Source organism: Leptospirales bacterium, assembly GCA_019694655.1.
Taxonomy (GTDB): Bacteria; Spirochaetota; Leptospiria; order Leptospirales; family Leptonemataceae; genus SSF53.
The window spans coordinates 14,868-29,210 of sequence record JAIBBN010000021.1 but is presented as its reverse complement, the minus strand read 5'-3'; the positions used below and the strand labels follow the sequence as shown (position 1 = coordinate 29,210).

Here is a 14,343-nt window from a genome sequence, read left to right as displayed (position 1 = left end):
GAATATTACAGGCCCAGGGAGGCGGCGGTGAGGATCACTTTTGAGCAAGATTTGAGCGTCCAGAGCGAGTTGGCGGATCGAACCCTGCTGGAGCACTCCCTTGAAGCCGGCATCGCTCATGCCCATGCCTGTGGCGGCCAGGCGCGCTGTTCCACCTGTCGTGTCATTGTTCTGGAGGGCCTCGAAAACCTGGCGCCGCGCAACGAAGCGGAAGCAAAACTGGCGGCGCGCAAGGGCTTCGAGCAGAACATTCGCCTGGCCTGTCAGTCCCGGGTGCATGGTTCGGTGCGTGTTCGCCGCCTGGTGATGGACGAGGAGGATCTGCAGCAGGCGCGCAGCGAGGAGGCCCCCAGCACCGGCAGGGAACAGAAGCTGGCCATTCTCTTTTCGGACATCCGCAACTTCACCAGCTTCTCCGAGCGCAATCTGGCCTATGATGTTGTTCACATGCTCAATCGCTACTTTCGTCGGATGGGTGCGGCGGTGCTGGCCAACCAGGGCGTCATCGACAAGTACATTGGCGACGGCCTGATGGCCTTATTTGGACTGGAGGGCGGCGACGAACGCGAGATCTGTCGCCAGGCGGTCAACAGCGCAGTCAGTATGGTCGAATCGCTGGGCGAGCTGAATGTCTATTTGCGCAAGCACTTTGATGTCGCCTTCAACATTGGCGTGGGCATTCACTATGGCGAAGCGATTGTTGGAGCGCTGGGACATCAGGCCAAACGTGAGTTTACCGCCATCGGCGACGCAGTCAATACCGCCAGCCGCATTGAGTCCCTGACCAAGAAAGCCGGCGCGCAGATTTTGATTTCCGAGTCGGTGATGGAGAAGGTGCGCGACGTCATCCAGCCGCGACGGGTCTTCAGCGCACCGCTGCGCGGCAAGAGCGGACGTTTTCGGCTCTATGAGCTGACGCTGCCGGAGTAGTCGCCAGCCAGATTGTCTGGCTGAAGCGACCTTGCACTATGCGATCTATTCCAGCATGGTCCGCAGCATCCAGGCCGTTTTTTCGTGGATCTGCAGGCGCTGCGTCAGCAGGTCCATGGTGGCCTGATCGTTGGCCTGTTCGGCAGCCGGGAAGGCCTCGCGCAGCGTTTCGATGAGCGTCTCGTGACCGCCCACCAGATTCTGCAGCATTTCCGCAGCCTTTGGCGGCTGGCTTTCCTCTTTGATTTTGGTCAGCTTTGCAAATTGTTCGTAGGTTCCCGGGGCAAATTCGCCCAGCGAGCGAATGCGTTCTGCTACCAGGTCGACGGCATTCCAGAGTTCAGTGTATTGTTCCATGAACAGGCGATGCAAGCTGTCAAACATCGGCCCGGTGACGTTCCAGTGATAGTTATGAGTCTTCAAGTATAGCGTGTAGGTATCCGCCAGCACCTTGCGCAGTCCGGCGCTGATTGCGGCGCGGTCGCTATCGCCAATTCCGGTATTGATCTTCATCTTTGTCTCCCGTTACAAAATAAGAATGCTTCCAATTTACGTCCAGCCCTTGTCGGCCGGCCCGCGGCGGGAGTCAAGACGTTCAATTGGAATGGTCAGGGGTCTCGATCAAGAAGCCGTGCAACATCGCCTCAAGATCGGCGGCGGCCTCTTCTTCGCGATAGGCCATTTCCAGACGCACCAGGTCGGCGACGGTCTGGGTCAGGTAGTTATCACGGTCGAAGTTCTGCAGCGTCTGCTCCAGAAAACGAATTTGTTCGCCCTGCAAGGCATGGTCCAGATACATATTGCATAGAGTTTGCAAGCCAACGGCGCGCGCCGGGCCGTCCGGGGCCTCCTCCAGGAGCTGCATCACCGAACCCATCACAATTCGACGGTAGGTAGGCAGAATGCTGGAGATCAGTTCCACTACGCCGTAGGGCGCGTCCGGAGAAAGACCGCGCACAAAGTCAACCAGCAGCTTCATGGAACGCATGGCCCCAACGTGGGCCACGGCATGGACTACCGCCGAACAGTAGCGGCTGTTGCGAATCCAGAATTTGGTATCGCGACACTCCTCAAGCATTTCGCCCAGCGCATCTAGCGCTACGCTGTCGCCCTCCGCCGCCTGCCGCGACAGATCCTGCATTGCCGTTACCAGATGGTAGCCTACGCCGGCATTCTTGACGCTGGCGATGATCTCAGCTTTGGAAACCGACTGCGGCATAGTTCAACCCTTTCCAGAGCGGCCGATTGTCAGCCAGCTTTCAACCAGAAAAGGCAAGGCCCGCAGCATTGAGAACGCGCCGGATACGTTCAGCCACCGCTTCGGCGCCCAGGATCGAGAAGAGCGTCGGCAGTTCCAGCCCCTGCATGGAGGCGGTGCTGGCCACGCGAATGGGCATGAACAGTCCGCGGCCTTTGGCGCCGCTGCGCTTGCCGGCCTCCTTCATCGCCGCCGAAAAGCCATCGGGCGTGGTCGGTTTGCTTTCGCCAATCACGGCCACGAAAGCCTGCACGGCCTCCAGCGCCAGCGGCTCATCGAGGACAGCGCGCGCGACGCCGTCGGCGATTTCCGCGTTGTCTTTAAACAGTTCGCGCACGTATGCCGGCAACTCGTCCAGCGTGTCCAGATAGACGCGCACCGATTCGAAACTCTGCCGCAGTTTATCCGGCGTCGCCGCCGCCACGGCGGCCGCAAAAACGTCCTTCTGGCAGAAGGCCAGAACCAGCGGCCAGATCTTATCGACGGGCGTTTCGCGCAAATAGCGATTGTTCAGCCAGTTCAACTTGGACTTGCGATTGATGTACTTGTGCAATTCCTCGCGCGGCAGGGATGCCGGGTCCAGGTCCTCGCTGGCGTTTTCGGTAAGGAAGAAGTCGAACATCGCCGGGCTCTTGGAACACTGGGCGACATCGAATTTGCGCGCCAGTTCGCCCTCGGGCATGTATTCCACTCCGTCGCGCGGATACCAGCCCAGCAGGGCCATATAGTTGGTGAGCGCCTCGGAAAGGTAACCCAGGTCGCGAAAGAACAATACGGAAGCGGCGCCGCGACGCTTGGAGAGCTTTTTCTTATCTGTGCCAACAATCTCGCTAATGTGCGAATAGGATGGCAGCGGCAGATCCAGCGCCTCGTGAATCATGATCTGGCGCGGCGTATTGGAAAGGTGGCCCACCCCGCGAATCACGTGGGTGATTTTCATCTCGTGGTCATCGACCACCACTGCAAAGTTGTAAGAGGGAAAGCCGTCAGATTTTACAATGATGAAGTCGCCAATCAGGCGCGAGTCAAACTTCACCTTGCCCTGTACTGCGTCATCGACGGAAATCTCGCGCGGCTCAACGCGAAAGCGAATGGCATACAGTTCGCCGGCCGCCGCTCTACGTTCGATCTCTTCGTCGCTCAGGCTGCGGCATTTGCCGTCGTATACATAAGGCAGGCCCAGAAACTTTGCTTTTTCCTGTTTCTCGCCCAGCTCCTCGTCGCTGCAAAAGCAGGGATAGGCCTGGCCCTTCTTGCGCAATTGGTCGACGTAGCGCTGGTAGGTATCCAGCCGCTCCGATTGACGGTAAGGCGCATAGGGACCGCCTTTGATCGGGCCCTCATCCTCGACGATGCCCAGCCAGGAGAGCGATTCCATGATGGTTTTTTCTGATTCCGGCGTACTGCGTTCTTGATCGGTATCCTCAATGCGAATGATGAAGTCGCCGCCCTGCGAGCGCGCATAGAGAAAGTTGAACAGCGCAGTGCGCGCGCCGCCAATGTGCAGATAACCGGTGGGCGAGGGGGCAAAACGTGTGCGAATGCGAGGCGACGTCATTTTGGAATTTCCTGAAGTTTAATATAGTTTCTGTAAGTAGTCGCGAAGTCCGCGTCTGGAAACCTGTAAAACGACAATCCAGGAATCAGCCGATTCCTGGTGAACGCGTACAACGCGAGCCGCATCCACCAGACGCCGTATTTCCTGACGTCCGTAGTCGCTGATGCGGGCGCTGATCATCGGTTCCTGCAGGAGCAGGTTCATCGCTTTGCTGCGCGCCAGCGCGGCGCCGCGCTGCAATGCGGACTCTTCATCTTCGGCAAAGACGGAAATATGCACCTGATAGGTATTGCTGGAAACCATTCCATCACGGCGGAATTCGGAGGCCAGCGGCGGATACTCCGGCTGTCCGAACAAGCAGGCGCCTAAAGACAGTGAGATCAACGCCAGGGCAAGCGGCAGGCCAAACTTCAGTAGCTTGCGCCGCCTTGCGGCGCGGCTGGCGCATTGAGCTGGCCGGGGATCGGCCGTTGCTGCTCTCGGTTCCATGGTTGATCGCGATGCTGGCGCTGCCGACCGGGCGTGGCCCGAATCTCTCGGGGCAGATCTTCGCCAACGATGCGGAAGGCCAATTTGCAGGAATCTTGCGAGCGGGCGTCCTGTAAAGCAATGTAGCCGCGCTCCAGCAGAGCGGCAAATTCGCTCTGCGCCCGGCGCAGTTCGGCCTCCGGAAAGCGGCGCGGGTAGTCGGATTCAAAGGCGCTCTGGTTGTAGCTGCTGTCCGTGGCCAGCGGCGGAATGGAGTCGCGCAAATGCAGCATAGCGCGCACAGCGCGCAACCTGGCCTCATCCAGGGCCCGCGTCAGGCAGCGCGAGCGGTCCGCGTCCAGTCCGCCGCCGCTGCTTTCCATTTGCGAGCGCCCCAGCGTTTGCAAGGTGTGACGATCGAGGAATCCTTCGTCCAGGAAGTTGTAGGCCACGCCCATGCGCTGCAATTCGGCAGAAGGCGTACAGGCGCCGGCCAGCAGCGCCGCTGGCAGCAGCAGGCTGAACATCCGCAGCTTCCGTTCTTGCCTCTGGCGCCGGCCAGGCTGTGGGGCGAGAATCATGGCAAGCGGTATGTGACGACGGCAGCTCGGAATCAAGAAGGAATATCCAGGGCCAGCAGTGTTTCTACATGCGGCGTGCGTGGAAAAAAATCAAACCAGGCGCTGCCGCTGGCGCGGTAGCCTGCCTGGCGCAATCGGCGCAGATCGCGGTTGAGGCTGGCCGGATTGCAGGAGGAATAGATCAAGCGTTTCGGTCGTCTTTGAAGTATGACATCCATTTGCGCTCGACCAATTCCCGCGCGCGGCGGATTGACCAGCAGCAGACGCGGCGCGCCCCCCAGGGGCGCCGGCTGACGATCCAGATCTTGCGCGTAGAATTTGCCCGAAAGCCCCAGACGTTTGAAGTTACGTCGCGCGTAGTGCAGCGCCTCGCTGGAGATTTCAAATCCTTCGTACTCTCCAAGTAAATCGCGCAGGGCGCAGGCAATTAAGCCAGCGCCACAGTACAGTTCGCAGCTGGTCGGCTGCCCCGGGGGAACCAGACGACGCAGCTCCTGCAGCCAGGCCGGAATCAGATAACGATTCACCTGGAAAAAGCCAAGCGGGCCAAACTCAATGCTGAAGGAATGATCGTCGTCGAGGGCGATGATCTCTTGCAGGGGCGGATCTTCAGCCTGCAGCGGTCCGTGCGCCTGGTCCTGGTGCAGGCGATAGACCAGTTTCTTGCCTTCGCCGGGGTGTGTTGCAATCCAGTCCAGCAGCTGCGGCGGAGCCAGGGCGCAGCCCTCTGGCGGCAGAGGCAGGCTTCGATTGCTGAAGGGCTCAAAGTAACCGGGGCCGTTCGGTCCGCCGTGCAATTGCAGATGATTGCGATAGCCATCGGGCGGACCGGCGAAGGCCCGCGGCGCAGCCTCGGCAAAGCAGGTGGCAAGGGCGTCAAATTCATCGAGCAGCGTTCGCTTGAGCTGCAGCTCCGCTTCGCGCTCCAGATGGCGAAAGGAGCATCCGCCACAACGCGGAAAGAGCGAACAGGAGGGGTCCTGTCTTTCGGGCGCGGATTCAACGATGCGCTCGGTCGTCGCAAAACTATGTGACTCTACAGCTTTTTGTATGCGGAGTTCAACTGTTTCTCCCGGCAGCGCGCCATGAACAAAGACGGGCCGGCCATTCGGTTCGTGCGCCAGGCAATAGCCGTTCTGAACCCACTTTTCGATGCGCAACGTAAGGCGATCGCCGACTGCGACCAAGGCGGACTATTCCTGAAACAGACGCGACTGACTTACCGCACTGCGCGCCGCGTCCTCGGGACTATCGATTGGCTTGCGGGCGAGGGCCCCGTCGGCCTGACGCTCCAGATATTCCAGCTTCTTCTCCGCCTTTTGCAGCATCTCCAGGCAGAGCTTGCGCAATTCCATGCCGCGTTCGAAGGCCTGAATGGATTCATCCAGCGTCAGCTGCCCGCCTTCCAGCTGCCGTGTAATTTCTTCCAGCTGATCGAGGGCCTCTTCAAAGCCAGGTTCTTTTTTGCGCGCTGTCATAGCCGGAGGAAAACACAGGCTTCGCGCTGCATTGCCGCGGGCAAGCGAATTCAGCGCGTGAATCGAGCGGCCAGGGCAAAGAGCTCGGAATGCGGGCTCTGCTGACGCCTGGCGAAAATGCGCTCGCAATCGGCAAAGAAACGGTCGGCGCGGTAGCGTTCCCCGCCCGGTCCCCAGGCAAAGGGCGGCGTGTAACGCGGCGCCGGACCGCCAAAGACATTGGCGCCGGCGTCAATCAGGGCCCCGCTGGGGATCATGGTGCCGATCGCTGTCTTGACGCAATCGCCGATGATGGCGCCAAGCTTGATCCGACCGCTGCTCCACGGCGCTCCCGCCGATCGCTGTCCGCGCTCCAGCTCGGCCGCCGAGGGCGGTTGTAGCGGGCGAATTTCGCCGTAGTTGTTCTTGAGATCGGACGTAGTGCTCAGCGCGCCGAGGTTTACCCAGGCGCCCAGCCAGCTGTGGCCAACAAAGCCTTCGTGGTGTTTGTTGCTGAAGTCGCCAAAGATGGAATTCTCGATCTCGCCGCCAACGCGGCATTTGGCGCCAATGATAACTCCGCCGGTGATTCGTGCATTGTCAATGTAAGCCCCGGGCCCGGCGTAGAGCGGTCCCTCCAGATAGCTGAAGGCGCTGATGCTGACATTGTCGTCCAGGATTACCGGCCCGGATCGAAGGTCGATTACGATGCCTGGCGTCAACTGAACGTTCGCATGTACATAGAGTCGATCGAGATCGCCGATCAACTGCACGCCGAGGGCCTTGAGCTCGGCGGGAGATCGCAGGGCGCCGCTAAGCTGGCCCCAGAGATCCAAATCCTTCTGCAGGCGCGGTCCGATAGCGTCCAGTGCATCGAGCAAGGGCGCCGCGGGAATCGCCGCTGCGCCGCGCTGCGTGGCCAGAATTTCGGCAGCGGCGATGCTATTGGCCTCGGCGCCAAGCAGTACGCGCGCTGGCTCCAGACCCTCAAGGCGCGCAATCGAACTTTCGTGAGCGGCATCCGGGTGGTAGTAGAAAAACTGAGCGTTCTGGTGCTTGCGGCGCAAGCGCTGCAAGGGCGAATAGATCCCGTCGCGCAACGAAAATCGCGACCGCATGCGGGTCAGCGGACGGGCGATGGCTTCATCGCCGTCGAGCAACAGAACGATGCTCATAGCTTACTCCACGGTTACTGATTTTGCCAGGTTGCGCGGCTGGTCCGGCTCGCAACCGCGATCGACAGCCACATAATAAGCCAGCAGCTGCAGCGGAACAACGGCAAGCAAGGGCGAGAGCAGCTCGGAACATTCGGGAATCGCAAAAGAGTAGTCGCTGAGCTTCGGCGTCTTCTCGTCGCCTTCGGTGTAGATTGATATGATCTTGCCCTTGCGCGCCTTGACTTCTTCGATGTTCGAGATCATCTTGTCAAAGATGTCGCTCTTTGGCGCAATACAGACCACCGGCACTTCTTCCGTGATCAATGCTATCGGACCGTGCTTGAATTCGCCGCCGGCGTAGCCGGAGGCATGGATATAGGAGATTTCTTTCAATTTGAGCGCGCCTTCGAGGGCTGTCGGATAGTTCCAGGAGCGTCCCAGGAAAATGAAGTCGCGCGTTTCGCGAAAATCGGAGGCCCACTGTTTGATCTCGTCGGCGCGCTCCAGGATTCGATCCATCTTGTCCGGCAGCGAGCGAATCTCTTCGATCAGGGCCATGCGATCGCTGCGATCGAGCATCCACTTCACGCCGCTGATGTAAATGGCGTAGAGCAGGAGGTGCATCAACTGCGCGGTATAAGCCTTGGTCGAGGCGACGCCAATCTCCGGCCCGGCCATCAGCTGAATGAAAGAGTCCGATTCGCGGGCGATGGTGCTGTTGGCGTTGTTCACGAAGGACAATACTTTTAGAAATTTGGATTTGGCCTCGTAGATGCCGGCAATGGTGTCCGCCGTCTCGCCGCTCTGGGAAATTGCCAGTACCTGGGTATCCCCCTCGGCGATTGGATTGCGATAGCGGAACTCGGAACTGATATCGACTTCGGTAGTGATCTTGGTCAGGCGTTCCAGGTACATCTTGCCGACCAGCCCGGCGTGCCATGATGTGCCGGCGCTGGTGATCATGATCTTGGAAAGGCGAATCAGGAAGTCATTGGCCAGCGTGGCTTCCGGAAAGAGAATTCGACCGGCGTCATTGCAACGCTCCTGGATCACCCGGCGCAACATGCCTGGCTGTTCCATAATTTCTTTGAGCATAAAATGCTCGTAGCCGCCGCGATCGAGGTCATTGACTGTGATTTCGATTTTCTTGAGATCCACGTGGCGCGGCTGGCGATCGCCATTCATTACATGAAGATGGTCCTGCGTGATCCAGCCCCACTCGCCGTTTTCGAAAACGTAGTGCTCGCGGGCCAGGGGTACGATGGCGGGCACGTCGCTGGCCAGAAAGGTTTCGTTGCGTCCATGTCCAAATATTAACGGCGAGCCATCGCGAGCAAAGAAGATGCGATCGGGCGCTCCGTCGTAGAGCATGACAAAGGCATAGCGGCCGTGCAGACGCTGCATCGTACGAAAGAGCGCCTCCTCAATCGTAGCGCCGGCGCGCATCTCCTGTTCAATCAGGTGCGGAATCACTTCCGTGTCCGTTTCGGAGTGAAACAGGTGACCTTCGCGGATCAATTCCTGGCGCAGTTCGTAGTGATTTTCAATGATCCCATTGTGGACGACGGCCAGATGGCCGCTGGTATCGGTATGCGGGTGGGCGTTGGCGCGATTGGGCTCGCCATGCGTGGCCCAGCGCGTGTGGCCAATGCCGGCCACGCCCTCTACCGGATGGGCCTGGAGCAGCGCTTCCAGGTCCTTGATCTTGCCGCGCTCTTTGCGCACCTGCAATTCGCCGTTGTCCAGTACTGCCACGCCCGCGGAGTCGTAGCCGCGATATTCAAGACGCGTCAGCCCCACCAGCAGAACGGAATTGACTGACTTAGAACCGATATAAGCGACGATGCCGCACATGGCGGGCACGATATTGTCCCCGCAGGCTTCGGGCAAGGCGGAAAAGCCAGACCAATCGGGGGACAGGATTGTAGTGTCGCGCTGCGGATACAGTGTCGCGCAGCGGACACGTCGGCGTAGCAGCGACTTTGTGCAGCAGCCGCGACCTTCTGTAAATTCTAAGAGAATTGACGTTTCTGGGCGCGCGCCCGTTTTTCGTCATCGCAGCGCTAACGATGGCTCGGCAGATCGCAGTGATCAACTTCAAGGGCGGAGTCGGCAAGACAACGCTGACTGTGAATCTTGCGAGAGACTGGCCCGATTTACAACAACTTACAGCCGTATTGGGCATTGCCTGAGTCTGCGCCCGGGAATATCATCGACGGGCGCAATGCATATGCCTAACTTGCTGCCAGAGCGCCTATTCCCATGCCCAGAATCGCCGCCGTTGCTTCGGCACTCCCTCCCCATCGTTACAGTCAGGACGAATTGATTGCCGCCTTTCGCGATCTGTGGTCCGAACGGCACTTCAATCTTGATCGAATCGAGCAGTTTCATCGTAACGTGCTGGTCGGCGGTCGCTGTCTGTCACTGCCGCTGGAAGAGTATCGCCAGCTGCAGGGTCTGGGCAAGACCAACGCCGCGTGGACGACTGCCGCTCTGGAAATAGGCGAGCGCGTCGCGCGCGCCGCGCTGCAGCAGGCGCAGCTGCCGGCGCTGGAAATCGATCATTTTATTTCCACAACTATCACCGGCCTGGCTGTGCCTTCCATTGAAGCGCGTTTAATGAATCGCATGCCTTTCCCGCGGCACATGAAACGTACGCCCGTTTTTGGCCTCGGCTGTCTGGCCGGCGCCGCCGGCATTGCACGTCTGCACGACTACTTGAACCACAGCGACGAGGCCGGCATGTTACTTTCAGTGGAACTCTGCTCTTTGACTTTGCAGCGCGAAGATCTGTCCATCGCCAATATTGTTTCCAGCGGACTGTTTGGCGACGGTGCGGCCTCAGTATTGATGCTGGGCGAGGATCATCCGGCAGTGCGCCCGGAGATGCCGGAGACCATCGATTCACGAGCCATCTTCTTTCCGGATTCGGAGCGGGTGATGGGCTGGGACGTGGTTGATACCGGCTTTAAGATCGTTCTCTCCTCGGAGGTCGCCAGTTTTGCAGCCGCACACCTGCGGCCCGGTATTGAGGACTTCCTGGCAGATCACGGGCTGAAACTCAAGGACATCGCTCTGTGGATCGCCCATCCCGGCGGGCCGAAAGTTATTTCGGCCATGGCAGAAGCGCTGGACCTGCCGGAGGACGCGCTGGAGCTTTCCAGACAGAGTCTGGCCGAAGTCGGCAATCTTTCCTCGGCTTCCGTACTCTTCATATTAAAGGAGAGTCTGGAGCGCAAGCGCCCGCCCCGCGGCAGCTACGGGGTGCTGGTAGCCATGGGGCCGGCCTTTTGCGCCGAGGCGGTGCTGATTCGTTTCTGAGGGGTAGGGATGCATCTATCGCAATTTGCTTTTCTGGTTTTGATCCTGGCGCTGGCCGAGCAGCGCATTGCTGAACTGCGGCTATCGCGAGACAACGAGGCCTGGATGCGTCTGCGCGGCGGGCGCGAGTATGGCAGCCAGCATTTTCGCTGGATGCAGGCCATGCACATATTGTGGTTTCCCAGTATGGCGCTGGAGTCCTTTTTCGCAACGCCGACCTTGCCATTGACTGTCATTGGCGCCGTACTGCTGCTTGCCGGTCAGCTCTTGCGCGCGGCCGCTATTCGCACGCTCGGTTCGCGCTGGTCGGTGCGCATCTACTCTCTGCCGGACCATGCGCCGGTCAGCCACGGGATTTACAAATACTTGAGACATCCAAACTACGTTGGCGTAGCCCTGGAGCTGGCGGGAGCGCCGCTGATCTACGGCGGCTGGATGACGGCCGTGGTATTCAGCGTGCTGAATGCGGCCTTGATGGCGGTGCGCATTCCAGCAGAAGTGCGCGCGCTTCACGGTCGTTGAGCAAAGCATGGGTCAACCATCGACGGAAGAGCTGCTGGAGCGCGTGCGTCAGGTGTTGCGCGAACATTGCGCCGTACAGAAAACGGCGCTTCCGGAGAGCCGTCTGGCCGAGGACCTGGGATTGGACTCCGTCGGCCTTTTGACCCTGGCGGTGGAACTCGAAAATAGCTATCGTATCCGTCTGGGTGAAACGCCGGATCAAGCGCCGCGCACCGTGGATGATGTGCTGCAGCTTTTGCTACAGCGCTTGCGCGAAGGCGAAACAGTATGAATCTGATCCAGGCGTTGCGCCGCGCCGCCGACAGCGACTATGGCGTACGTCTTTTCGGGCGCGATGGCAGCGTGGTGCGCAAAAGTTTTGCCCAATTGCTGTCCGAGGCCATACTGCTTGCGGAGCAATTGCACAAGCAGGGATTGCGCGCCGACGATGCCGCGGCTTTGATAGCGCCCACCGGTTTTGAGTTTGTTCGCGCCCTGTTTGCCCTCTTTCTGCTGAAGGCGCGACCCTTTTGCCTGGCGACGCCGCGCCTGGGACGCATGGCCGATTACAGCGGCGCTACCAGCGCGCTGCTCCGCGCCGCGGGCGCTCGCGTCGTGCTGGCTGAAGAAGCCTCGCGCAAGCAGTTGCAGAGCGCCGCAAGCGCCTGCGAGCTGGGTCTGCTTGCCATCGACGAATCCGATGCGCTCGACAATCTGCCTGATCTGGATTCCAGCCTCGCGGCCTTGCCGGGCTGCCAATCAAAGACAGAGGACATCGCCCTCATTCAGTTTTCCAGCGGCACAACCGTCGATCCGAAGCCCATCGCCCTCAGTCACGGCAATCTACTGGCCAATACGCGCGCCATACTCAGCGTTTTTCCCGGGGCGATCAGCGATCACAGCGGCTGTTCATGGCTGCCGCTGCATCACGATATGGGCCTGATTGGCGGCTTGATCACGGCCTTTGTGGCCCCTGGCGATATCACCCTGGTGCGACCGGAGGATTTTGTTGCGCGTCCGGCGCTCTGGCTTCAGGCCCTGAGCGAAAGCGGCGCCACAGTCAGTCCGGCGCCCAACTTTGCGCTGCAGATGTGCGCTGAACGTGTTCGCCAGGAGGATCTTGTCGGCCTTGATTTGAGTCGGCTGCAAATGGCGTTGATCGGCGCGGAGACGGTACACGAGGCGACGCTGCGTCGTTTTGCAGAGCGTTTTGCAGAATGTGGTTTTCGCTATGAGGCCTTCACGCCGGTCTACGGCCTGGCCGAAGCGACGCTGGCCGTTACCTTCAGCGCCATCGGTCGCGCGCCACAGGCGGCCAACCTCGATCGCACGGCGCTGGCCGAGGGCCGTGCGCTGTCCATTGCCGGAGATGCAGAACAATCGCGTCGGCTGCGCGTGGTCAGCGTTGGCAGACCGCTGCCTGGCGTAGAAGTCGAGCTACGCGACGCCAGCGCCCAGGCCGCGCCTGAGGGATCGGTGGGAAAGATATTTGTGCGCGGCCCATCGGTAATGAGCGGCTATTACCTGCGTCCAGAGGCCACAGCGCAAACGCTGCGCAATGGCTGGCTCGATACCGGCGATCTGGGATTCATATACGAAGACGAACTATACATCTACGGTAGAGAAAAGGATGTTATTATCATTCATGGCCGCAACCATGATCCGGCGATGATCGAACACGCCGTGCATGGCGCTGGCGGACTGCAACACGATCGAGCTGTCGCCTTTGCCATCGCCGATGAGCGCCGCGCTTCGGAGGGTTTCGTCTTACTGGCCGAAAAGGAGCGCGGCAAGGCCGATGCGGCGGCGCTGGCCAGAGCGGCGCGCGAGGCAATCATCGCCGCCACCGGCTTGATCCCGGAGCGCGTTGGCGTGCTGGAGGCCGGCAAGCTGCCGCGCACTACCAGCGGCAAGGTGCGGCGCGGCGCCGCCGCCCGCCTGTATCTGGCCGGTCTGCTGGAAACGCTGGCTGAATCGCGCCGCGATGAATGAGTGCGAAGCCCTGATTGTCGGCGCCGGCCCTGCCGGACTGGCCGCGGCCATAGCGCTGGCGATGCAGGGTCGTCGCTCTATCATTCTGGAAAAGTCGACGCTGCCACAGGTCAAGGTCTGCGGTCAGGGATTGATGCCGGTAGGCGTGGCGTCACTACAGCGACTGGGCGTAGTGGAGCACATCGTTCGCGGCGCATCGCGACCCTTTTATGGCATTCGCTATATCAGCTGCAGCGGTCGGCGCGCCGAGGCTTGTTTTCGCGAGGGGCCAGGCCTGGGCATGCGTCGCCAGACGCTTTCGGCTGCACTGCAGTCGCGCGCCGCACAATTGGAGCAAATCAAAGTGTACTGCTCGACTCCGCTGGAGTCCTTCGTCGCAGAGTCCAGCGGCGTTCGCCTGCAGGCTGGCGGCTTGCAGTTTCGCGCTCCGCTGCTGATCGGCGCCGACGGCTTTCGCTCGCGAGTGCGCGCCCTGGCCGGTCTGGAACGCCCGGCGCCCGGTCCGCGGCGCTGGGGCGCGCGGCAACACTTTCAACTGAAACCATGGAGCGACCTGGTGGAAGTTTACGCCGCTCACGGCGCGGAGGCCTATGTAACGCCAACCGGCGAGGACGAAGTGGAGCTGGCTTTTCTGTGGGATGTGCGTAGCTTCCGGCCGCAAGGCGGCAAAGCACAATTGTTGAGCCAGCTGCTGCAGTATTTTCCTGAATTGCAAGAGCGCGTGCAGCACGCCGCGCCGGCTGACGAGCTGGCCGCCGTCGGTCCGCTGGCGGCGCGCGCGCACAAGGTCTGTGCAGAGCGTTCTGCATTGATTGGAGATGCCAGCGGATACATCGACGCCTGTACGGGCGAGGGCATCAGCCTGGCGCTGGAGGAGGCCTTGCTGCTGGCCCAGTCGCTGGAGGGCGTGGAACTACAATCCAGCGCGCTGAGCGCGGCCCTGCGTCGCTATGCGCGTCGTCATCGCCAGGCTACGAGAAACTATCGCTGGCTTACGCCGCTGGCGCTGAGCTTGATTCGCCGGCCGTGGTTGTGGAATCCAAGCGTAGCTTTGCTTGGACGTTTTCCGCGTTTGTTTCAGCAGTTGCTGAGCTGGAATATGGGTCATTGAGCCGCCGGG

Annotated in this window: 16 protein-coding genes; 7 read left to right on the top strand and 9 right to left on the bottom strand. The window is 60.4% G+C overall.

What is annotated here, in order from left to right:
- Positions 1 to 27 precede the first annotated feature (27 nt).
- Positions 28 to 930, top strand: a complete 903-nt coding sequence (locus K1X75_17225) for an adenylate/guanylate cyclase domain-containing protein (GenBank protein MBX7059809.1) — start codon at positions 28 to 30, stop codon at positions 928 to 930.
- A 45-nt stretch (positions 931 to 975) separates the two neighbouring features.
- Here K1X75_17225 and K1X75_17220 read toward each other — a convergent pair whose 3' ends face one another.
- From K1X75_17220 to glmS, 9 genes are all read right to left on the bottom strand, one after another.
- Entirely contained in the window at positions 976 to 1,443 is a 468-nt protein-coding gene (locus K1X75_17220) for a DNA starvation/stationary phase protection protein (GenBank protein ID MBX7059808.1), read from the bottom strand.
- Positions 1,444 to 1,525: 82 nt separating this feature from the next.
- Positions 1,526 to 2,149, bottom strand: coding sequence for a hypothetical protein (locus K1X75_17215; GenBank protein MBX7059807.1), 624 nt, complete (start codon positions 2,147 to 2,149; stop codon positions 1,526 to 1,528).
- A gap of 40 nt (positions 2,150 to 2,189) precedes the next feature.
- Complete coding sequence (gene gltX / locus K1X75_17210; GenBank protein ID MBX7059806.1) at positions 2,190 to 3,746, bottom strand: glutamate--tRNA ligase; 1,557 nt, start codon at positions 3,744 to 3,746, stop codon at positions 2,190 to 2,192.
- Between the two features lie 18 nt (positions 3,747 to 3,764).
- Positions 3,765 to 4,103 carry a hypothetical protein gene (locus tag K1X75_17205; GenBank protein ID MBX7059805.1) on the bottom strand — a complete coding sequence of 113 codons (339 nt, stop codon included), beginning with the start codon at positions 4,101 to 4,103 and terminating at the stop codon, positions 3,765 to 3,767.
- 53 nt (positions 4,104 to 4,156) lie between these two features.
- Positions 4,157 to 4,741: a hypothetical protein gene (locus K1X75_17200; protein ID MBX7059804.1), complete on the bottom strand. Its 585-nt coding sequence runs from the start codon at positions 4,739 to 4,741 to the stop codon at positions 4,157 to 4,159.
- Between the two features lie 86 nt (positions 4,742 to 4,827).
- Positions 4,828 to 5,982 carry a TRAM domain-containing protein gene (locus tag K1X75_17195; protein MBX7059803.1) on the bottom strand — a complete coding sequence of 385 codons (1,155 nt, stop codon included), beginning with the start codon at positions 5,980 to 5,982 and terminating at the stop codon, positions 4,828 to 4,830.
- A gap of 6 nt (positions 5,983 to 5,988) precedes the next feature.
- Entirely contained in the window at positions 5,989 to 6,273 is a 285-nt protein-coding gene (locus tag K1X75_17190) for an exodeoxyribonuclease VII small subunit (protein ID MBX7059802.1), read from the bottom strand.
- A 50-nt stretch (positions 6,274 to 6,323) separates the two neighbouring features.
- Complete coding sequence (locus K1X75_17185; GenBank protein ID MBX7059801.1) at positions 6,324 to 7,427, bottom strand: glucose-1-phosphate thymidylyltransferase; 1,104 nt, start codon at positions 7,425 to 7,427, stop codon at positions 6,324 to 6,326.
- 3 nt (positions 7,428 to 7,430) lie between these two features.
- Positions 7,431 to 9,263, bottom strand: coding sequence for a glutamine--fructose-6-phosphate transaminase (isomerizing) (gene glmS / locus K1X75_17180; protein MBX7059800.1), 1,833 nt, complete (start codon positions 9,261 to 9,263; stop codon positions 7,431 to 7,433).
- A 215-nt stretch (positions 9,264 to 9,478) separates the two neighbouring features.
- Here glmS and K1X75_17175 point away from each other — a divergent pair, with 215 nt between their 5' ends.
- The 6 genes from K1X75_17175 (at position 9,479) to K1X75_17150 (ending at position 14,334) form a co-directional block, all read left to right on the top strand.
- Complete coding sequence (locus K1X75_17175) at positions 9,479 to 9,601, top strand: AAA family ATPase (protein MBX7059799.1); 123 nt, start codon at positions 9,479 to 9,481, stop codon at positions 9,599 to 9,601.
- A 70-nt stretch (positions 9,602 to 9,671) separates the two neighbouring features.
- Positions 9,672 to 10,730: a hypothetical protein gene (locus tag K1X75_17170; protein MBX7059798.1), complete on the top strand. Its 1,059-nt coding sequence runs from the start codon at positions 9,672 to 9,674 to the stop codon at positions 10,728 to 10,730.
- Positions 10,731 to 10,739: 9 nt separating this feature from the next.
- Positions 10,740 to 11,252 (top strand): hypothetical protein, encoded by a 513-nt coding sequence (locus tag K1X75_17165; protein ID MBX7059797.1) that lies wholly within the window; start codon positions 10,740 to 10,742, stop codon positions 11,250 to 11,252.
- A 7-nt stretch (positions 11,253 to 11,259) separates the two neighbouring features.
- Complete coding sequence (locus K1X75_17160; protein ID MBX7059796.1) at positions 11,260 to 11,523, top strand: acyl carrier protein; 264 nt, start codon at positions 11,260 to 11,262, stop codon at positions 11,521 to 11,523.
- Positions 11,520 to 13,223 (top strand): AMP-binding protein, encoded by a 1,704-nt coding sequence (locus K1X75_17155; protein ID MBX7059795.1) that lies wholly within the window; start codon positions 11,520 to 11,522, stop codon positions 13,221 to 13,223. The genes K1X75_17160 and K1X75_17155 overlap by 4 nt, the downstream gene beginning before the upstream one ends.
- Entirely contained in the window at positions 13,216 to 14,334 is a 1,119-nt protein-coding gene (locus tag K1X75_17150) for an FAD-dependent monooxygenase (protein MBX7059794.1), read from the top strand. Before K1X75_17155 ends, K1X75_17150 begins: the two co-directional genes overlap by 8 nt.
- Positions 14,335 to 14,343 lie beyond the last annotated feature (9 nt).